The sequence below is a fragment of the Novosphingobium sp. genome, assembly GCF_036733805.1.
In the GTDB taxonomy this organism is placed as follows: domain Bacteria; phylum Pseudomonadota; class Alphaproteobacteria; order Sphingomonadales; family Sphingomonadaceae; genus Novosphingobium.
This window is the reverse complement of record NZ_DAIMZT010000022.1, coordinates 23,718-43,972: the sequence shown is the minus strand read 5'-3', so window position 1 is coordinate 43,972 and position 20,255 is coordinate 23,718. Positions and strand designations below refer to the sequence as shown.

Annotated in this window: 17 protein-coding genes; 7 read left to right on the top strand and 10 right to left on the bottom strand. The window is 63.0% G+C overall.

Annotated elements, in window-relative coordinates; all coding sequences use genetic code 11:
• Together groL and V7D69_RS07425 are read left to right on the top strand one after the other, a co-directional pair.
• A partial coding sequence (gene groL, locus V7D69_RS07430; RefSeq protein ID WP_333605460.1) for a chaperonin GroEL occupies positions 1-1,203 on the top strand: 1,203 nt, incomplete at its 5' end.
• Between the two features lie 224 nt (positions 1,204-1,427).
• Positions 1,428-2,480, top strand: a complete 1,053-nt coding sequence (locus V7D69_RS07425; protein ID WP_333605459.1) for a serine hydrolase — start codon at positions 1,428-1,430, stop codon at positions 2,478-2,480.
• A gap of 66 nt (positions 2,481-2,546) precedes the next feature.
• Here V7D69_RS07425 and V7D69_RS07420 read toward each other — a convergent pair whose 3' ends face one another.
• On the bottom strand, positions 2,547-2,873 hold the full coding sequence (locus tag V7D69_RS07420) for a hypothetical protein (RefSeq protein ID WP_324061092.1): 327 nt from the start codon (positions 2,871-2,873) through the stop codon (positions 2,547-2,549).
• Positions 2,874-3,056: 183 nt separating this feature from the next.
• On the opposite strand from V7D69_RS07420, the gene polA reads away from it, so the two are divergent.
• Positions 3,057-5,912: a DNA polymerase I gene (gene polA / locus V7D69_RS07415; protein ID WP_324061091.1), complete on the top strand. Its 2,856-nt coding sequence runs from the start codon at positions 3,057-3,059 to the stop codon at positions 5,910-5,912.
• Positions 5,913-6,013: 101 nt separating this feature from the next.
• Positions 6,014-7,156: a mechanosensitive ion channel family protein gene (locus V7D69_RS07410; protein ID WP_333605458.1), complete on the top strand. Its 1,143-nt coding sequence runs from the start codon at positions 6,014-6,016 to the stop codon at positions 7,154-7,156.
• 10 nt (positions 7,157-7,166) lie between these two features.
• Here V7D69_RS07410 and V7D69_RS07405 read toward each other — a convergent pair whose 3' ends face one another.
• From V7D69_RS07405 to V7D69_RS07380, 6 genes are all read right to left on the bottom strand, one after another.
• On the bottom strand, positions 7,167-7,601 hold the full coding sequence (locus V7D69_RS07405; RefSeq protein ID WP_333605457.1) for a TadE/TadG family type IV pilus assembly protein: 435 nt from the start codon (positions 7,599-7,601) through the stop codon (positions 7,167-7,169).
• Positions 7,598-8,071, bottom strand: coding sequence for a TadE/TadG family type IV pilus assembly protein (locus V7D69_RS07400; protein ID WP_333605456.1), 474 nt, complete (start codon positions 8,069-8,071; stop codon positions 7,598-7,600). The genes V7D69_RS07405 and V7D69_RS07400 overlap by 4 nt, the downstream gene beginning before the upstream one ends.
• Positions 8,068-9,369, bottom strand: coding sequence for a pilus assembly protein TadG-related protein (locus V7D69_RS07395; RefSeq protein ID WP_333605455.1), 1,302 nt, complete (start codon positions 9,367-9,369; stop codon positions 8,068-8,070). Before V7D69_RS07395 ends, V7D69_RS07400 begins: the two co-directional genes overlap by 4 nt.
• Before the next feature lie 244 nt (positions 9,370-9,613).
• Positions 9,614-11,929 carry a CDC48 family AAA ATPase gene (locus tag V7D69_RS07390; RefSeq protein ID WP_333605454.1) on the bottom strand — a complete coding sequence of 772 codons (2,316 nt, stop codon included), beginning with the start codon at positions 11,927-11,929 and terminating at the stop codon, positions 9,614-9,616.
• Positions 11,930-12,387: 458 nt separating this feature from the next.
• Complete coding sequence (locus tag V7D69_RS07385; RefSeq protein ID WP_324063160.1) at positions 12,388-13,170, bottom strand: universal stress protein; 783 nt, start codon at positions 13,168-13,170, stop codon at positions 12,388-12,390.
• A 28-nt stretch (positions 13,171-13,198) separates the two neighbouring features.
• Positions 13,199-14,134: a LysR family transcriptional regulator gene (locus V7D69_RS07380; RefSeq protein WP_324063162.1), complete on the bottom strand. Its 936-nt coding sequence runs from the start codon at positions 14,132-14,134 to the stop codon at positions 13,199-13,201.
• Positions 14,135-14,222: 88 nt separating this feature from the next.
• Between V7D69_RS07380 and V7D69_RS07375 the strand changes: the two genes are divergently transcribed.
• From V7D69_RS07375 to V7D69_RS07365, 3 genes are all read left to right on the top strand, one after another.
• Positions 14,223-14,930 (top strand): CoA transferase subunit A, encoded by a 708-nt coding sequence (locus V7D69_RS07375; protein WP_333605453.1) that lies wholly within the window; start codon positions 14,223-14,225, stop codon positions 14,928-14,930.
• Positions 14,930-15,583, top strand: a complete 654-nt coding sequence (locus V7D69_RS07370) for a CoA transferase subunit B (protein ID WP_333605452.1) — start codon at positions 14,930-14,932, stop codon at positions 15,581-15,583. Before V7D69_RS07375 ends, V7D69_RS07370 begins: the two co-directional genes overlap by 1 nt.
• Positions 15,584-15,662: 79 nt before the next feature.
• Positions 15,663-16,208, top strand: coding sequence for a glutathione peroxidase (locus tag V7D69_RS07365; RefSeq protein WP_333605463.1), 546 nt, complete (start codon positions 15,663-15,665; stop codon positions 16,206-16,208).
• A gap of 103 nt (positions 16,209-16,311) precedes the next feature.
• Here the strand turns inward: V7D69_RS07365 and V7D69_RS07360 are convergent, their stop codons facing one another.
• The 3 genes from V7D69_RS07360 to lnt all read right to left on the bottom strand — a co-directional run bounded on the left by V7D69_RS07360 (position 16,312) and on the right by lnt (position 20,196).
• Entirely contained in the window at positions 16,312-17,163 is an 852-nt protein-coding gene (locus tag V7D69_RS07360; protein WP_333605451.1) for a sulfurtransferase, read from the bottom strand.
• Between the two features lie 119 nt (positions 17,164-17,282).
• On the bottom strand, positions 17,283-18,497 hold the full coding sequence (metK, locus tag V7D69_RS07355; RefSeq protein WP_333605450.1) for a methionine adenosyltransferase: 1,215 nt from the start codon (positions 18,495-18,497) through the stop codon (positions 17,283-17,285).
• Between the two features lie 43 nt (positions 18,498-18,540).
• Positions 18,541-20,196, bottom strand: coding sequence for an apolipoprotein N-acyltransferase (gene lnt / locus V7D69_RS07350; protein ID WP_333605462.1), 1,656 nt, complete (start codon positions 20,194-20,196; stop codon positions 18,541-18,543).
• Between the last annotated feature and the right edge of the window lie 59 nt (positions 20,197-20,255).

The window sequence follows — 20,255 nt, the reverse complement described above, 5'->3', positions numbered from 1 at the left end:
GGCATCATTTCGGCCAACGGTGATGTCGAAGTCGGCGAGAAGATCGCTGAGGCCATGGAAAAGGTCGGCAAGGAAGGCGTCATCACCGTCGAAGAGGCCAAGGGTCTCGAATTTGAACTAGATGTCGTCGAAGGCATGCAGTTCGACCGCGGCTACCTTTCGCCCTACTTCGTGACCAACCCCGACAAGATGACTGTCGAGTTGGAAAACCCCTACATCCTCATTCATGAGAAGAAGCTCTCGAACCTGCAGTCGATGCTGCCGATTCTTGAAGCCGTGGTGCAGTCGGGTCGTCCGCTCCTCATCATCGCTGAGGATATCGAGGGTGAGGCGCTGGCCACGCTCGTTGTCAACAAGCTGCGCGGCGGCCTGAAGGTTGCCGCCGTAAAGGCTCCCGGCTTCGGCGATCGCCGCAAGGCCATGCTGGGCGACATCGCCACGCTGACCGCCGGCGAGATGATCTCGGAAGACCTGGGTATCAAGCTCGAGAACGTGACCGTCGGCATGCTTGGCCAGGCCAAGAAGGTCTCGATCGACAAGGACAACACCACGATCGTCGACGGCGCCGGCTCGGCTGATGAGATCAAGGCCCGCGTCGAACAGATCCGCGCTCAGATCGAAGTCACCACCAGCGATTACGATCGTGAGAAGCTGCAGGAGCGTCTCGCCAAGCTGGCCGGCGGCGTGGCCGTCATCAAGGTCGGCGGCGCCACTGAAGTCGAGGTGAAGGAGCGCAAGGACCGCGTCGACGACGCTCTGCACGCTACCCGCGCCGCGGTGGAAGAAGGCATCGTTCCGGGCGGTGGCACGGCTCTGCTTTATGCTTCCAAGGCCCTGGACGGCCTGACCGGCGTTAATGACGACCAGACTCGCGGCATCGACATCGTTCGCAAGGCGATTACCGCTCCCGTGAAGCAGATCGCCGAGAACGCGGGCTTCGACGGCGCCGTGGTTGCAGGCAAGCTGATCGACGGTTCCGACGAGACGCTGGGCTTCAATGCCGCGAACGACACCTATGAGAACCTGGTCGCCGCCGGCGTGATCGACCCGACCAAGGTCGTGCGCACCGCGCTGCAGGATGCGGCTTCGGTCGCCGGTCTCCTGATTACCACGGAAGCGGCGATCAGCGAGAAGCCGGACGACAAGCCCGCGATGCCACCGATGGGCGGTGGCATGGGCGGCATGGGCGGCATGGATTTCTGATCCAGCCGACGCCGACTATCTGACCAAATACGTGGAGGGCCGGGAGAGCGATCTCTCGGCCCTTTCGCTTTGTGCGAGGCATTCAAATCGGTCCTTTCCATGAAAGGAAAGTGCCTTTTCGGGCAATTACCGCACAGGATCCGCCATTCGTCTCGGGCTGCTGGCATTTTATCGCGGTTGTGTTAACCTTCCGGGAATAGGGAAGAATCTATGGTGGGAACTGCATGACGTGGGCAGGGGACCTTAAGGCTTTGTGCCGCAATGGCAGCATGCGCCTCGCTGGGCTTGTGGCCCTGACGACGGTTGTCATGCTGCCCGCGATGTCCGCACGGGCAGAGCAGGTGGCGCCGCATCCGGAACAGGTCGTTCAGGTTCAGAATACGTTCGATTCACTGTTCGGCACTCAGCTGCGCGGGCCGCGCACTTATGCTGATCCCTTCCAGCAACAGCTTGCCGCGCTTGCCGAAGCCTCGCGCGGACGCATCGGCGTCGCCGCGATCGATTTGGCGACCGGGCGAACCACGGATGTGCTGGGCGATCAGCGCTTTCCGATGGCCAGCACCAGCAAGGTGGCCATCGCCGCGACCTTCTTGGACGGCGTCGATAAAGGGCGGTGGAGCCTGACCAGCGAGTTCCCGCTGATGATTCCGGTCGGTTCCGCGCCATTCTCCAGCGCGGTCGCGCCGGTTCGAGCCGGTGAGTACATGCCGGCGTCCCGTTTGCTCGAACTGATGCTAACCCGATCGAACAACTACGCCACGGATGCGCTTCTCAAGGTGGTGGGCGGCCCGGTGGCGGTGAATGACTGGGTGCAGCGCGCCGGCATAGCCGATTGGCACATCGATCACGACATCGCCACGCTGGTTCGCGACGATGGCGCGGTGAACCCGGCGCAAGTGATAGACAAGCGCGACAGCGCCACGCCGCTCGCGATGGCGCAGCTGTTGGCGGGCATTTATCAAGGCAAGTGGCTGAGCCCCTCCAGCCGCCAGATCCTGCTGGACACCATGGGCCGCTGCGTAACCGGCCGGAACCGCATCCGGGCCGGCATGCCGGAAGGCGTGCAGGTTCTGCACAAGACCGGATCGCTGAACAATACGTCCAGCGATATCGGCATTATCCAGACGCCTGACGGCCGCGTCTTCGCGGTTGCCATTTACGTAACCGGGCAAGGCAGCCGTCCCAATCGCGAAGCGCGCATCGCCAGCATCGCCCGCGCCATCTATAACGGTTACCTGACGGACGCACCGGATTACCGCCACACCGCCTCGCGTTGAGGCTGCCGACATGAAAAGCGCGCCGGAAGCGATCCGGCGCGCTTTTTCATGTCTGGACCTACTGTCTCAGTCCTTCGGGCGTTCGTCCTTGGGATGTTCGTCCAGCGCCGCTTCGGCGTCCTTCGCAGCCTTTTCCGCGTCAGACGCGGTGTTGGCAACGGCATCGGCGGCATCACTGGCCGCATCCTTGGCGGCATTGGCAGTGTCGTTGGCGGCATCCTTGATCTTGTCGCCGGCGGCGTCGGCAGCCGTACCGGCGTCTGCAGCTGAGGTCTGCACATCGTTCGCGGCGGAAGAGGCAGCCTCTTCGGTCGCATCCTTGGTTTTTTGCGAGCAGGCGCCCAGCGACATGGCACCGATGGCGACGGCAGCGACGATGACGATCTTGCGCATCTTCTTGGTAATCCCTTTCCTGTAAATTTTCGAAAGGCGGCGAAACGGCGGTCTCAGAGCCAGCCCGCGTGTGGAGTAAGCGCTGGAACGTGCAGTTTCAAGCTTTGGCCGCGCATGCCCCCTTCGCCTGGTCCCGTTCACTCCCATGCTGACGGCCCGGCCCGGCGCTGCTACGGACGTCGCATGGAGCCAAAGCAGCATCTCTACCTCGTCGACGGTTCGGCCTATATCTTTCGCGCGTATCACCGCCTGCCGCCGCTGACTGACCCGCTGGGAACGCCGGTGGGCGCCGTTTACGGTTACACGACAATGCTGTGGCGGCTGGCGAAAGACCTGCACGATGCTGACGGGCCGACGCATCTGGCCGTGATTCTCGACGCCGGCAGCAAGTCCTTCCGCAACGACATCTACGATCAGTACAAGGCGAACCGCCCGCCGCCGCCAGAGGACCTCGTGCCGCAGTTCCCGCTCATCCGGGACGCGACCCGCGCTTTCTCCCTGCCCTGCATTGAGGAACAGGGCTTCGAAGCGGACGACCTTATCGCCTCCTACGCGCGTGAAGCGGCGCGGCGCGGCTGGGACGTCACGATCGTCTCGTCCGACAAAGACCTGATGCAGTTGGTGGGCAAGTGCGCCGAACCGAATGACGGTATCGAGGGCGGCTGCATCGACATGCTGGACACGATGAAGAACCAGCGCATCGACATTCCTGAAGTGATCGAGAAGTTCGGAGTGCCGCCCGAAAAGGTGGGAGACGTGCTGGCGCTGATGGGCGATTCGGTCGATAACGTCCCCGGTGTCTTCGGCGTCGGCCCGAAGACGGCGAGCAAGCTGATCCAGGATTACGGCGATCTCGAAACGGCGCTGGCGGCCGCGCCGACGATGAAGAAGTCCAAGCTGCAGGAACGCCTGATCGAATATGCGGAACAGGCGCGGCTGTCCAAGGTGCTGGTGACGCTCAAAGAAGATTGCACGCTGCCGATGCCGCTCGATCAGTTCGAGCTGGGCGCGATCCCGCCTGATCCACTGGCGGCCTTTCTGGGCAAGCATGGCTTCACCAGCCTGCTCAAGCGGCTGGACGCTGGAGGCGGCAGCCCCGCCGCGCCTACGCAGCTTCATCCCGCAAAGCCGGTCACCAGCGGGGCCAATCCGCTTGAAGGCGCAGCTCGCCAGCCCCTCCCGGAAATGCCGGCGGTGGACCGTACCGCTTACGAATGCGTGACCACCGAAGCCGCGCTGGACGAATGGATTGCCCGTGCGGCGCAGGCGCGGCTACTGGCCATCGATACGGAGACCTCGGCGCTCGATTCGATGCGGGCGGACCTGGCGGGTATTTCGCTGGCGATCGGTCCGAACCAGGCGTGCTATATTCCGCTGGGCCACGGCGGTTCGGACATGTTTGCCGAAAAGCCGCAGCAGGTTCCTCTTGCCGAAGCTCTGACGCGGCTCAAGCCCCTGCTGGAAAGCGACGCGGTGCTCAAGGTTGGGCAGAACATCAAGTACGATATCAACGTTCTGGTCCGGCACGGCATTCATGTCGCGCCGATCGACGACACCATGATTATCAGCTTCGATCTGGACGCCGGCCGCTCGTTGGATGGGATCGGCGGGGGCCATGGCATGGATGAGCTTTCGGAACGGCATCTTGGTCATACCACGCTGACGTTCAAGGACATCTGCGGCACCGGCAAGAAGGCGATCCCATTCGGCGAAGTGCCGCTGGACCGGGCGACGCAGTACGCGGCGGAGGACGCGGACGTGACCTGGCGCCTCCATTCCGTCCTCAAACCGCGCCTTGCTCAAGAGGGTGGAACCCGGATTTACGAGCGGGTTGACCGGCCGCTCATCTCCGTGGTGGCGGAAATGGAACGCCACGGCGTGAAGGTCGACCGCGATCGGCTGGCCCAGCTCTCTGGTCAGTTCGCAACGGCGATCGGGGCGCTCGAATGCGAGATATTCGGGTTGTGCGGGCAGGAATTTACGATTGGCAGCCCCAAGCAGCTCGGCGACATCCTGTTCGATAAGATGGGCTACAAGGGCGGTCGCAAAGGCAAGTCGGGACAGTATTCGACCGATCAATCAATCCTGGAGGGTCTGGCTGCGCAAGGTGCCGCAGTCGCCACCAAGGTGCTGGAATGGCGCCAGCTTTCGAAGCTTCGTTCCACTTATACGGAGGCGTTGCAGGCGGCGATCAATCCGGACACCGGCCGCGTTCACACCAGTTACTCACTGGTGGGCGCGCAGACCGGCCGGCTGTCCTCGACCGAACCCAACCTGCAGAACATTCCGATCCGCACAGAGATCGGCCGCCAGATCCGCGATTGCTTCGTGGCAGAACCCGGCAATGTCCTGCTGTCGGCCGACTATTCGCAGATCGAACTGCGCCTCGCAGCGCACATGGCCGATGTCCCCAGCCTGAAGGAAGCCTTTGCCAATGGCGAGGATATCCACGCCCGCACGGCGATGGAGATGTTCGGCACGGTCGACCGGGACACGCGCGGGCGCGCCAAGACGATCAACTTTGCGATTCTCTACGGCATTTCGCGCTGGGGGCTCGCGGGTCGACTGGGCGTGGAGGCGGATGAGGCGCAGGCGATGATCGACCGCTATTTCGAACGCTTTCCCGGCATTCAGCGTTACATCCACGAGACGTTGGAAAGCGTACGCGAGCGTGGCTATTCGCAGACCCTGTTCGGCCGCAAGACCTGGTTCCCGCGTATCAACTCAAAGAACCAGACGGAGCGTCAGGGCAGCGAACGCGCCGCGATCAACGCACCGATTCAGGGCACCAGCGCCGACATCATCAAGCGCGCCATGACGCGGATGGGCCCCGCGCTCGCCAGCGCCGGGCTGCCCCGCGTGCGCATGCTGCTGCAAGTGCACGACGAGCTTGTTTTCGAGCTGCCCGAAGGTGATGTCGCCGCCGCTTCTCCCGTGATCCGGCAAGTCATGGCCGAGGCGGCGCTGCCGTCAGTCCGGCTCGACGTGCCGCTGGGCGTCGAGATCGGCCACGGCGTGAGTTGGGGCGCGGCGCATTGAGGATGCAACCTGTGCGTGGCGTGTGGGTTCCTGGCTGCGTCCGCGATGAGCGCTCTCCCGGAACTTACGGTGCGAACCCATAGGATCATACGACAGGCAATATGACGCAATGGATTGAGCAGTTCACCGGACATCTGCCCGGCTGGTTGGAGCAAGTCATTATAGCCGTGATCGCCGCCGCGATCGGGATAGCGGTGGCCCTGCTTGTTCACGCGGTGCTGTTCCGCATCCTCCAGCGGATCGTGCGGGCCAGCGTAAGTGAGACGGACGACATTCTGGTGCACCGGCTGGCGCGCCCGACGCGTTATGCCCTGGTGGCCCTGGGCATTGGTTATGCCGCGCGGGAAACCCCGCCGCTCGCCGTGGCCTGGGGCAAAGTTTCGGATTTCGCGATGCCCTTCCTGCTCGGCTGGATCGCGCTGGCGGTGCTGCATAGCCTGGTCGATGCGATGATTGTCCGTGCCGATATCACGGTGGCCGATAATCGCGACGCGCGGCGGCGGCGTACGCGGCTGGCGATTCTCAGCCGCATCGGCACCTTTATCATCGTGTTCGTGACGATCTCGTTGATGCTGCTGGCGATACCGGGGGTGCGGCAGGTCGGCGTAACCCTGATCGCCTCCGCCGGCCTCGCGGCCCTGGCGGTGGGCGCGGCGGCGCAGCCCGCGCTCAAGGCTCTCATCGGCGGTTTCCAGATGGCGCTGACCGAGCCGATCAGTATTGATGACGTGGTCATCATCGATGGTGAATGGGGCAAGATCGAGGATATCCGCACGACTTACGTGATCGTGCGCATTTGGGACGATCGACGGCTGGTAGTGCCGACCACGCGGTTCCTGGAGGAAACCTTCCAGAACTGGACCAAGAACACCTCGCAACTCACCGGCACGGTCATGCTCTATCTTGACCATGCCGCAGATATCGCGCCACTCCGTGCGGAGTTCCTGCGGCAGATCTCGGCTGATCCGCGCTGGGACCAGCGGGCGCAGGGCGTACAGGTCACTGACATGACAAGCGAGGCAACCGAAGTTCGCTTGCTGATGACCGCCGCGGACGCCAGCAGCCTGTTCGACCTGCGCTGCGCCATCCGTGAGGGGATGCTGGACTGGATCCGCCGTGAAATGCCTGACGCCTTGCGCCGCGGCCGCACCCTTTCGACCACACCGGCCGAGCCGGTGGCGGGATCAGCGGTCAAGGATGCCGTTGCCGAAGCGGGCGAAGGGAAAGGGGCTGCGAAAAGCTGAGCCGCGCGGGTCACGAAGGAACGTATATGTTCTGCGTGTACGTCATTGTTATCGCCGAGATGCCAAAATAGCTCAGAAAGTTGTCCGGCGTATAATCCAGGACCATGTAAAAATCCGTGGCTCCGGCGACCGGGCTGGATTGTGTGGTCACGGTGGCGTCGAATTGGCTGCCGGTCAGATTGTACGGCGCCTTGACCGCGATCGCGGCTGCCACGGATTCGATCTGGTCTGAGGTGAGCTTGTCGTCTTTCTGATATTCGACCACCGTGTAGCGGTTCACGTCAGCCGCGATGGAGCGCAGGGCGTTGTATTTCTGCATTTGCAGGCCGACCCAAAGCACGCCGAGCAACATGGCGATCAGAGTCGGGCCCACGATCGCAAATTCAATCGCCGCGTTGCCGCGCTCGTCAGGGAACCAGCGTCGGAGGACGCGGAAACGGGTCATGACAATTGCACCAGGCGATCGACATTGTAATTCAAGGTTCCGGCAACGCCGATCCGGCTCCATATCGGCGTGAACGTATCCCTCAGCTGGATTTCGACATAAGTGGACACGACCGCGCCGCCGCTGCAGCTGTCCGCGGAATTGACCAATGTGGTGGCCGCGTCACAGCGGTAACGCTTGGTGACATCCACCTGATCGCTGCTTAGCGACAGCTTGGACATCAGGATGGACTTGAGCGTCGTCGTATCAGTGGCGGCTCCGGCGTTGGCGGCAAGCGCGATCGCTTCCGCATCCGAGGCGCCGCTCTGCAATTCGCTCTGGCGTGAGACCATGCGGCTTACTTCGAAACCGCCGATGGCCAGCAACACCAGGACGGGCGCGATGACTGCCGCCTCGATCAGGGCCGCGCCCCGGTTATCCGCGGCGAGCCGCCGGCATCGCGCACGAAGCCTGTCAAAAAGCGGGTTCACGCCACCAACCTGATCGTCGCCAGCGACGATCCCACCGTCATGCTGCTGTCCGTGGGGCAAAGCGTTTGCAACTGGGCGTTGCCGCTGACGGTGATCGTCTTCGCCGTGATCTGCAGGCATTGGCTTGCCACATTCGCGGTGCCCAGCACGGTCATATTGCCGGAGGGAAGGTAGATCAGCCCTTCGATCAATGAAGTGGAATTGCCGTTCAGTTGGTGTCCGGGATTGGCGGGATTGTTATTACGGTCCTCGAAGACCAGCATGCCAGCATAATCGTTGGCGCTGGCCGCATAAGGCGTGCCAGTAAAATTCGAAGCCTGGATCGGCGAGAGAACCACCTTGTTGTTATTGCCGTTGCCGCCGAACTTGATCCTTGCGCCGTTCTTCAGCACGAACATGACGTTGGTGCCGGTTACGTTGTAGTTGGCCGTCAGATCGAGATCACCGCCGTCGATCACATAGACGCCGGGCTGGAGCACGGTGGTGCACTTGACGGTTATACCCCCCTTGTAGGTCCCGGCGGAGAGGGTAGCCTGGGTCGTCTTATTGTTGCCGGTGCCCACGGTATCGCAAGAGTAGGATTGCTGGGTCGAATTGTCCGGCGGCGTTAGGTTCGCGTAAGGGTCCTTCAACCCGGTGATATGATCGCTGACCACGCTTTGATTGGCGGCGGGGACGGTCGCGGTGCCGCAAGTCGCGATCGAGTCCGTCACCACGGTGGCGGAACCGTCGATGTTAACGGCGTTGTCATCGCATGAAAGCGCCGCGAGGCCGCATTTCGCGCTGACATTGGCGTTGCCGCCGATTGCCAGCCCGGTGCCTGTATTGGATGTCGCCACCAGACAGGCGTGATAGTTCGCGCCTGCCGCAAAGTCTGCCTGCGCCTTGACGGCGATGTTAACGGCCGCTCCCGTCAGAAAGCTGCTGAAAGGCAACATCTTGGATGCCGTAGCGGTGACGACCACGCTGTTGTTGGTGCCCCCGGCGTAATTGGCGAGGGTGACCGTGGGCGTCGTTGCGAAGGTCTTCGTTATGTTTTGGTTGGCATCAAATTCCTGCTGCGCGCGCGTCTTGTATGTCGAGCTGGCGGCCGAGTTGGACAGTGCCCAGGCCGCACCGATCGCGGCCTGATCGACCGAGTGCTGCAGTTCGCGTTTCCACAAGTACCATTGCGCGGTATCGACAGCCAGACCGGCACCGCCGATCAGGGCGGGCATGGCGATCGCCATCATCATCATCGCGTTGCCGCATACGTTACGACATAACCTGTCCGCCATGCGGCGAATCGCCCGAAGCATTTCGCGCCCCCCAACCGTGTGGGAAGGGATTCTTCAGGAATGCGGCTAAGAAGCGGTTAAGGCAAAAGGCAAAAGTTTGTAAAGCATCATTACCACAGTGATTTATATTGGAAAAAAGAGAAACTTTCGGTTGCAAGAAGGCCAGTGATGGTTGCATTTTGAGAGATGGGGACGGAAAAGCCCGGTTCATTGAAACCGGGCTTTTCGTTTCTGAAGGCTCTGCAGCCGTCCGCGCCGCGGCGCGTCAATCCCCGTGCTTGCGCTCCCGCCGGCTCTCCACCATGCCCGGCGCGATGAAACCAATCGGTGTCACTTCCATGGCGCGCTTCTTCAATTCGCCTTTCATACGTGCGTATTCGGCTTCCATGTCCTCGGTGACGGTGGCGCGGCTGTCTTCCAAAGCTTCCTCGAAGTCAGCCATGGCGACCGTGCTGACTTGGGCGCCATGCTTGCGAATGGCGATCAGGCCGGCGCGGCGGACCACGTCTTCCAGATCCGCGCCCGTGAAGCGCTCGGTCCGGTCAGCCAGGGCTGATAGCGAAACGTCGGAGTCCAGCGGCATCCTGGCTGTGTGAATGCCCAGGATGTGCTCACGCCCGGCCTTGTCCGGCGTGCCGACATAGACCAGTTCGTCGAACCGGCCGGGGCGCAGCAGCGCCGGGTCGACCAGGGCCGGGCGGTTGGTTGCGCCGATCAGGACGACAGACTGCAGTTCTTCCATACCGTCCATTTCTGCCAGGATCGTGTTGACCACCCGCGCCGTGACTTGCGGCTCGCCAAGACCGCCGCCCATGCCACGGGCGGGGACCAGGCTGTCGATCTCGTCAATGAAGATCACGCAAGGCGCCACTTGCCGCGCGCGGGCAAAGAGGCGGGCGATCTGCTGCTCGCTTTCGCCGTACCACTTGCTGAGCAGGTCCGACGACTTGATCGAGATGAAGTTCGCCTCCGCCTCTCTGGCCACGGCCTTGGCGAGCAGGGTCTTGCCGGTGCCTGGCGGGCCATAGAGCAGGAAGCCCTTGGCCGGGCGGATGCCCAGCTTGTGGAACGCCTCCGGGTTTTTCAGCGGCAGCTCGATGCCTTCCTTCAGCTTCAACTGCGCTTCGTCCAGCCCGCCGATGTCCGCCCAGCCGATGTTCGGCACCTGCACCATGACTTCGCGCATGGCGCTCGGCTGCACCCGCTTGAGCGCCTCGATGAAATCCTCGCGCACGACTGAAAGGCTTTCCAGCACTTCGGGCGGGATCGTGCGCGCCTCAAGGTCCAGCTTGGGCATGATCCGGCGTACCGCCTCGATCGCGGCTTCGCGCGCCAGAGCGGCAAGATCGGCGCCGACGAAGCCGTGCGTGGTGCGGGCCAGTTCGTTAAGATCCACGCCCGCGCCCAGCGGCATGCCGCGGGTGTGGATGCCCAGGATCTCGCGCCGGCCGGTTTCGTCCGGCACGCCGATCACGATCTCGCGATCGAACCGGCCGGGGCGGCGCAGCGCTTCGTCGATAGCGTCCGGCCGGTTGGTGGCTGCAATGACCACGACATGGGCACGATTGTTGAGCCCGTCCATCAACGTCAGCAGCTGAGCGACCAAGCGCTTTTCCGCTTCGCCGTGCACCTGGCTGCGCTTGGGCGCGATCGAATCGATCTCGTCGATGAAGATGATCGCCGGCGCGGCCTTGGTCGCTTCTTCGAACACGTCGCGTAGATGCTTTTCGCTTTCGCCGTAACCCGATCCCATGATCTCGGGCCCGTTGATCGAGAAGAAGCTGGCTTCGCTTTCGCCGGCCACGGCTTGCGCCAGGCGGGTCTTGCCGGTGCCCGGCGGGCCATGCAGCAGCACGCCCTTGGGCGGGGCGACGCCTAGGCGAGTGAACAATTCGGGATAGCGCAGCGGCAGTTCCACCATCTCGCGCAGTTGCCTGATCGTGTCGCCCATGCCGCCGACATCGTCGTAATTGACATCGCCACGCCCATCACGGGCTTCCTCAAACGTCTCGCGGAGCTCCACCTCGGTATCCTCGTCAATATGGACGATGCCGCGTGGAGTGGTCGAAACGACGTTGAGGCGGATCTGCGTCAGCGCATAGGCAGGCGCGTTGAACATGCGGCGAAGCTGCGGTGGAATGTCCGCCACCTGCTGTTGGCCGGTGGTGGCGACCAGATCGCCTTGCACCATGGGGCGCCCGAAGAAGTTGCGTTTCAGCGCGGCCGAGGGGCCTTGCAGGCGCATATCCTTCTGCGCGGGCGCGAAGACCACGCGCTGGGCGGGACGCGACTCCGCCTTGCACACCGTGACCATGTCTCCGGAACCGACCTCGGCATTGCCCCGCTGCAGCCCGTCCAGGCGAATGACTTCGAGCCCTTCATCCTCGGGGTAAGCCAGCACGGCGCGCGCCACGGTAAGAGATTTGCCGGCGATCTCCAACACGTCGCCTTCCAGAGCGCCAAGCGCGGAAAGCGAGGTACGGGAAAGACGGGCGATGCCGTGGCCGCTTTCTTCCTGCCTTGCAGCCGCCACCTGCAGCTTGACCGTGCGATTTTCCATCGGGGTGCCAGCATCCGCCATGCGATTCCTTTCCATGCCCGTCCGGCAGACCTGCTGACAGGTTCCGGTGATGTGCAGTTCGGAACTAGGTATCGCCGGGGGGGATTTCAAACCATCCGAAGACACGCGGAGTGGAAAGAAAAAATGGCCCGGTCGTTGCCAACCGGGCCATGGAAGTTTTGGGAGAGGATGCCTGAAAGGCAGGCTCTATATGGATTAACCCTTGATTTTGTGCAAGTGCGAAATGGCTTGAAGATGATGCAAAATATGCAAATTGGGTTGCGAAAGCGTGAATGCCGCCCTCTCCGCGCCCAAAAACGTCAGGATTTCTGCCAGTTTCGAATGCCGATTCAGCTATAAATTGCGGTCCGATCAATCAAGGGCGGGTCATCTGCGCATAATTCCTGCTGCGCCGCGGAATCTCGCCCGGACCAAAGCAAGGGCAGCGTGCTTTGATCGCCGCGAACCGATCTTTCGCTTCAATGCGCGAGAAGCAGCGCGGGCGCGTCAGCCTCGTCCAGGAAATAAGCGGTCACGCCGCCGAACAGAAATTCGCGCATGCGGCTCTTGCCGTAAGCGCCCATGACCAGCAGTTCCGCATGGGCAGCGGCCGCTGCCTTCGCGATCGTTTCCTCGGTCGAACGCTGGCGCTCGTGCTCCTCCAGCTCGGCATGAATGTCGTGACGAGACAAGTAGCGCAGCGCGTCCGTCGCCGGAAAGCCGCCCGGTTTTTCCGTCACCGAGATCACCTTCACCATCTGGCAGCTGCGTAGCAGCGGCACAGAAGCGCGCAGCGCCGCAGCTGCCTGTTCCCCCCCATCCCAGGCGACGCAGGCACGGCGCACCGGCAATTGCAGCGTCCTGTGGTCAGGCAAGGCGAGCACCGGCGTATGCGAGACAAGCGCCAGTTCGCCCGCCAGCCCGCCGGAACGCGAGACGATCACCACATCGGCAAGCCGAGCGGCATTGGCCAGGCAGCTGATCGGATCATCTTCACTGCGCTGTAGGTCGAAGGGCACGTCATCGCGCGCCAGACGGGCCTCTATCTCTGCGGCCGCGGCGTCGTCCTCCTGCCGTGCCTTGTCCAGCGCGCCGGAAACGACATAGCTGCCTCCCATCGGGTCCATCGCGATGTAACGGGTTACGGGCGTGTCCACGATCACCGTGACATGACCATGGAAATGGCGGGCAAGGTCGAGCGCGGTGTCAATGCGGGCATCGTTGCTGGGTTTGCGATCGGCGTTGACGAGAATCGAGCGCATAGTCTTACTCCCTCTGTTCGTGCCGAACCTATCTTACCTCGCTTGGCCGGCCATGACCAAGATCAACGTCTGGTCGGCGCCGCTCATGGCCCTCGGCATCGATTTCCAGCCGGCCTGCGCGTGCGAAAAGGTCGAGGATCACCGGATCGCGCTCTCGCGTGCGGATCGCGACTTCGAAGTGGACCGCATGGCTGGGCCGGGGCAGCACTTCGTGCAGCGCGCCGGAGGCAAGGTGCTCGCGCACCATCGTTTCAGGCAGAACCGCCGCTCCTGCCCCCTGCGCAACGATTTCGATGAGAGTGCGTACATTGTCGCAAGTGTGCAGGACGCGCGGCGCCAGGCCGTGGGCGTCGAGCGTCGCCAGCGTCACGCCATGAAGCGGCGAATGATCGGGCAGCGACCACACCGGCAAGGGCCGAGCGAAGCCCCCGTCCTGGGCCACGGCAGCGCCCGCCGCCCAGACCAGCTCGACCGAGCCGATCGGCGCCGTGCGCATTCCCGGACTGGCGACAGGACCGGCCAAGAACACGATGTCGCGGGTGCCCGCAAGCAATTGCTGAAGAAGCCGGGCGGTGAGATCGAGCCCAATCTCCATCGTAACACCGGGCCGTTCCCGCTCGATCGCCTGGATGAAGGCGGGCAGGCAGCTTGCAGCCGCGATCTCGCCCGAACCGATGCGCACCGCCCCCGTCGCGCCGGCGTAATCGCTGGCTTCGAGCAGCACTTGCTCCAGCCCCCGGCACAAGGGCTCGCTGGCCTGGACCAGGCGCCTTCCCCGCGCAGTAAGGACCATGCGTCGACCCTCGCGCTGGAACAGGGTCGTTCCCAGTTGCTCCTCGATTTCGCGCACGCGCGCTGAGATCGTCGGCTGTGTGGTGTTGAGCCGCTGGGCCGCGGCGGCGAAAGTACCCAGCCGGTCGATCCACATCAGGGTTTCCAGATGGAACAGGGCAATGCGTTTCATAGATAATATATATCAAAAATGATAAAAAATTATCGTTATTCGTAATAGGATACCTTGTCTAGCTTTCGCCGAAAGTGGAGAGAATCGCATGAACAAGCTCTATCCCAGCGCAGGGGCCGCGCTTGACGGCCTGCTCAAGGACGGCCTGCTGATCGCCTGCGGCGGCTTTGGCCTTTGCGGCATTCCCGAGCGGCTGCTGGACGCGGTGCGCGATTCAGGCGTGAAGGACCTGACCTTCGCCTCGAACAATGCCGGAATTGATAATGAGGGTATCGGCAAGCTGCTGCGCACGCGGCAAGTGAAGAAGATGATCTCGTCCTACGTGGGTGAGAACAAGGAGTTCGAGCGCCAATACCTTTCGGGCGAGTTGGAGGTGGAATTTTCCCCTCAGGGCACTCTCGCAGAGCGCATGCGCGCGGGCGGGGCGGGCATACCAGGCTTCTACACCAAGACCGGCGTCGGCACGCTGGTGGCCGAGGGCAAGGAGGCCAAGGTCTTCGACGGGCAGGAATATATCCTGGAACGCGGCATCTTCGCCGACCTTTCCCTGGTCAAAGCCTGGAAGGCGGATGAGAGCGGCAATGTCGTGTTCCGCAAGACCGCGCGCAATTTCAATGTGCCTGCGGCCACTTGCGGCAAGGTCTGTGTGGTCGAAGTGGAGGAGATCGTTTCCACCGGTTCGCTCGATCCTGACAATATCCATCTGCCGGGCGTATTCGTCCAGCGCCTGGTCCTGGGCGCGCCCTATGACAATAAGATCGAGTTTATAACGACCCGTGAGAGGGAGGCCGCCTGATGTCCGAAGTTTCCCACAAGGGCTGGACCCGCGATGAAATGGCCGCGCGCGCGGCGAAGGAATTGCAGGACGGCTTCTATGTCAATCTTGGCATCGGCATCCCGACGCTGGTGGCCAATCATGTGCCCGAAGGCATCACGGTGACGTTGCAGAGCGAGAATGGCATGCTCGGCATCGGGCCGTTCCCCTACGCGGACGAAGTGGACCCGGACCTTATCAACGCGGGCAAGCAGACCGTCAGCGAACTGCCGCAAACGGCTTATTTCGACAGCGCGACAAGCTTTGGCATGATTCGCGGCGGGCACATCGACCTTGCCGTGCTGGGTGCGATGGAAGTGGCCGAGAACGGAGACATCGCCAACTGGATGATCCCCGGCAAGATGATTAAAGGCATGGGCGGCGCGATGGACCTGGTCGCCGGCGTCAAGAAGATCATCGTCGTCATGGAGCACACCAGCAAGAACGGCGATCCCAAGTTCATCCCGGCCTGCACCCTGCCCCTCACCGGCAGGAACGTGGTCGATATGATTATCACGGACCTTGCGGTGTTCCAGCGCACCGATCACGATAGTCCGTTCCAGCTGATCGAAATGGCGCCGGGCGTGACGGTGGAGGAAATCGCGGCCAAGACCACCGCGCATTATGTCAGTTGATTCTCGTTAAGGGTGACTTGTGACGGTCATGCCGGAGTTCCATATCTCCAGTCCCCGAGGTTAAATGAAAGCTCCCCTGATGGCCGATCTTGCTGCAATCCCGCTTACCCGCATCGATGGTGCCGCTGACAGTCTTGCCGAACATGAAGGCAATGTTCTGCTGGTCGTCAACGTCGCCAGCAAATGCGGCTTGACGCCCCAGTACGAAGGGCTGGAAGCGCTCTACACACAGTATAAGGATCAGGGTTTCGAAGTGCTGGGTTTTCCCGCCAACGATTTCGGCGCGCAGGAACCCGGCACTCACGACGAGATCGCGGAGTTCTGCTCGATCAATTACGGCGTCTCCTTCCCCCTCTTCGCCAAAGCTGACGTGACCGGTGAAGGCAAGCAGCCCCTTTATGCCGCGCTGACCGAAGCGAAGCCTGACAAGATCGGACCGGCCGAGGATTTCCGTGAGCGGCTCAAGGGCTATGGCATGACGCCAACGCAGGACCCGGAAGTGCTCTGGAACTTCGAGAAGTTTCTGATCGGGCGCGACGGCACGATCGCAGCCCGCTTCGCACCGACCATCGAACCGAACGCGCCTGAACTGGTCGGCGCGATCGAGACTGAACTGGCGAAGTAGGTCCTGCTACTCTGGAGAAGGGCGGTCTGGTAACGCCCTTCTCCGTTCCCATTTGTCAGGCTCCCCGGTCTCCCCGCTTTCCTGAAAAAGCGGGCGGGCGTTCTCACTCGTCCCCTTTCGCCACAGGGCGCGTCGGATCACTGATCCATTCGCTCCACGATCCGGGATAGAGCCTTGCGCCGGGCAGCCCGGCGATCTCCATCGCCAGGGCATTGTGGCAGGCGGTCACGCCGGAACCGCAGCTCAATACCGCCGGCTTGTCGCTCAACAGCGCGAGGAATTCCTGCCTTAGCCGCTCTGCCGGATGAAAACGGCCATCGGCGCCAAGGTTGTCGCGGAAGAACCGGTTTTTCGCGCCCGGTATGTGGCCGGCGACGGGATCCATAGCATTGGGCCCACCCGCAAAGCGCGAGGGATCGCGCGCGTCCAAGACTAGCGCCGCCCCTGCTTCGATGTTTGCCAGCACGGCCTCGGCATTAACCGGCGGCGCCACCAGCGGCTCACGCGGTTCGAAATCGCCGGTCAGCGCCGGGGCAGGCAGACCGCTTTCGAGCGGCAGACCGGCAGCGACCCAGGCAGGTTTGCCTCCGTCCAGCACCGCGACCTCGCGATGACCCAGCCAGCGCAGCAGCCACCAGGCCCGCGCCGCCGCCGCGCCGCCGCTGCCGTCATACGCGACGACCTGCTGCCCTTGCTTGAGGCCCTGCGCGCGCAGCCAGGCCGCCAGTGCCACCCGCGCTGGCAGGGGATGACGCCCGTTGCGGCCGTCCGGCGGCCCGGCCAGATCATTGTCGAGATGGGCATGGCGGGCGCCGGGCAAATGCCCCTCAGCGTAGATCGCCGGTCCCCTGTTCGCATCCGACAGCTCGAACTCGCAATCGAGCAACACGATGTCCGCGCCTGAGGCGAGCAGCGCCTGAAGCTCGCTCACTTCGATCAGGGTTTCAAATGCCATGCTCTCACCTCAGCAGCGAATCGACTGTGCCGTCGGCGTTATCGAAGCAGGCGACGCGCTTGTGGTAAGGTTCCCGGCCGGCCGCGTCGAGCCTTCGCGACCGGCAAAGATATTCGTTCTCAGCCCAAAGCCGTCTTTAGCGCATCAACTAGGTCTGTGCGTTCCCAGGGAAACAGATCCCCCTCGGGCTTACGGCCGAAGTGACCATATGCCGCCGTCCGGGCGTAGATCGGCTTGTTAAGACCCAGACCAACGCGAATGCCGCGCGGCGTCAGACCGCCGAGCCGCTCTTTCGCGACTCTTGCGATCGCCGCTTCAAGCCGGTCGTCCGCCACCATGCCGGTGTCGTGCGTATCGACATAGAGCGAGAGCGGTTCCGAGACGCCGATCGCGTAGGAAACCTGGATCGTACAGCGCTTGGCCAGGCCCGCTGCAACGACGTTCTTGGCCAGGTAGCGGGTGATATAGGCGGCCGAACGGTCCACCTTGGTCGGGTCCTTGCCGGAAAAGGCGCCGCCGCCGTGCGGCGCTGCGCCGCCGTAAGTATCGACGATGATCTTGCGGCCTGTCAGGCCCGCGTCGCCATCGGGTCCGCCGATCACGAAAGAACCCGTCGGGTTGATATGGAACTTCGTCTCGTCCGTGACGAAACCCTGAGGCAGGATCTCGGTTACGACGCGCTTCACGTAAGCCTTCAGCTCGGCTTCCTTTTCGCCGGCGTCGTAGCCGTCCTTATGCTGAGTGGAGACGACGATCGCGGTGGCGGCCACCGGCTTGCCGTCATGGAAGCGCAGGGTCACCTGGCTCTTGGCATCGGGCTCAAGGAACGGAGCAGCGCCGGAATGGCGATCGTTGGCCAGGCGTTCCAGAATCTTGTGACTGTAATCGAGCGTCGCCGGCATGAGGTCGGGCGTCTCGTCGCAAGCGAAACCGAACATAATGCCCTGATCGCCCGCGCCTTCATCCTTGTTGCCGGAGGCGTCGACGCCCTGGGCGATGTGCGCGGACTGCCCGTGAAGGCGATTGACGAACTCCAGCGTTTCCCAATGGAAGCCGTCCTGCTCGTAGCCAATTTTCTTTACCACGGCGCGAACGGTCTTCTCGATTTCTTCCAGCGCGCCGGGCGCCCACCGACCATTCTCGTAAACGCCCTTGCAGCGGATTTCGCCGGCAAGGACCACAAGCTGCGTCGTCGTCAACGTCTCGCAGGCGACACGCGCCTCCGGATCCTTGGACAAGAACAGATCGACGATCGCATCGGAAATCTGGTCCGAAACCTTGTCGGGATGCCCTTCCGAGACGCTCTCGGACGTAAAGACGTAATCACTGCGCATGGGAGACCTATCATATAAAGAAATCTTTATGTGAGCATGCGGTCTACTCGCGACAGCGCCTGAGTGCAACAACGGAAACGGCGGCCAGCGCAAGCAGGGCCGCCAGCGTGAGCGGCAGGACATTGCCGTAAAGGGCGAATAGGGTCGCCTCGTGCGGAGGCGGGATGCGCCCGTCAATCCGGCCGGCGACATGGCGATCGACGTGCGCGCGCACCAGGCCGTCCGCATCGATCACAGCGCTAATGCCGGTGGTGGTGGAGCGCAGCACCGGCACCCCTTCCTCGATCGCGCGCAGGCGCGCTTGCGCCAGGTGTTGCGGAGGCCCCCAGGCGCCGAACCAGCCGTCGTTCGAGGGGTTGTAGATATAGTCCGGCCGGTTCCGGGGATCGACCACTTCGCCGCTGAATATGATCTCATAGCAGATCTGGACGCCGACTTTGCCCAGAACGCCGAAGTCGTAAGTGCGTGGGCCGGGGCCGGGCCAAAAGTCAAGATCGCCGGCGACCAGCCGAGCCGCGCCCAGGGGTTCGAGCAATGGCCGCATCGGCAGATATTCGCCATAAGGAACGAGGTGCGCTTTCGAATAGCCTGCCAGGATGTCTCCCCGCCCGTCAATCGCCGAAACGGAGTTGCGCGCCGCGATGGGGGTTTCGTTCCGCATCACCAGGTCGACCGCGCCGGTCAGCAGCAGGCCGTAGGGGCCGATCACCCGGCCGATCCGCTCTCGAGCGATCACCGGATCGCCGGCGTATGTATACATACGATAGAGATAGGGCGGATAGCCGTCGCGCAAGTAATCGCCGATCCCCGATTCCGGCCAGAACACCACGCGCCGATCGCCCGGATCGAGGGGTCGAGACAGGCGGGCCATCTTGATGAAGTTGGCTTCATACCAGCGCGGGTCATCAATGATTTCCTGGCGAAGGTCAGGCTGGATCAAAGTGAAATGCACCGCCCCCCGATCGCGCGCGGCCCAGGGGTCGGGCAGGATCATGAGCGTGGCCAGAGCCGCCGCGACGATCAGCAGCGGCAGCGCCCAGCACCAGCGCCGCGTGGCCGGTCCTGCGCCAGCTGCACGCAGGCAGATGCCCGGCAATCCGGCCAGCAGCACAAGCAGGCCCGAGAGGCCGTAAGTGCCGATCCACGGCGTCACCAGCGCCAGCCCGCGCGTGTCGAATTGACCGAGCAGGGCGACGCCGAGCGGATTCCAGGCGAATCCCGTGAAGACCCAGGCGCGCATCCACTCCGTGACGATCCAGGTCGCGGCAAAGGCCAGAACGAACGCCAGGAACCGCCACGGCTCGGCGGCCGCCTTGTCCGGACGGATCAGGAGCCAGGAACCGAGCGTCGCCAGGGCCGGAAAGATCGCAAGATAAAGCGAGAGCAGAACCACCGCGATGCCGCCCAGCCAGGCCGGCATATTCGCCTGATACGTAAAGGCCGTGGCGATCCAGTTATTGCCGAGCGTGAAGTGGCCAAGGCCAAAGCACCAGCCAATCATTAGGACGAGGCGTCGGCTGCCGGTGCGGACGCCAAGTTCAAGCAACCAGGCCACGGCCAGCAGGGTAAGCGGCCAGAGCGAGAGCGGCTGAAAACCGCAAGCGCCAAGCACGCCGGCACCTATCGCGGTGGTGCCGGGAAAGCGAGCGGCCTGCTTCAGGAATCGAGGGAGGGCGCGGACGTGCCGTTCGGAGTGCATCGCCGCCCGGTTGTAAACCCGCCCGGCATTGACGCAAGCGAAGTTGCGCACGCCCGGCG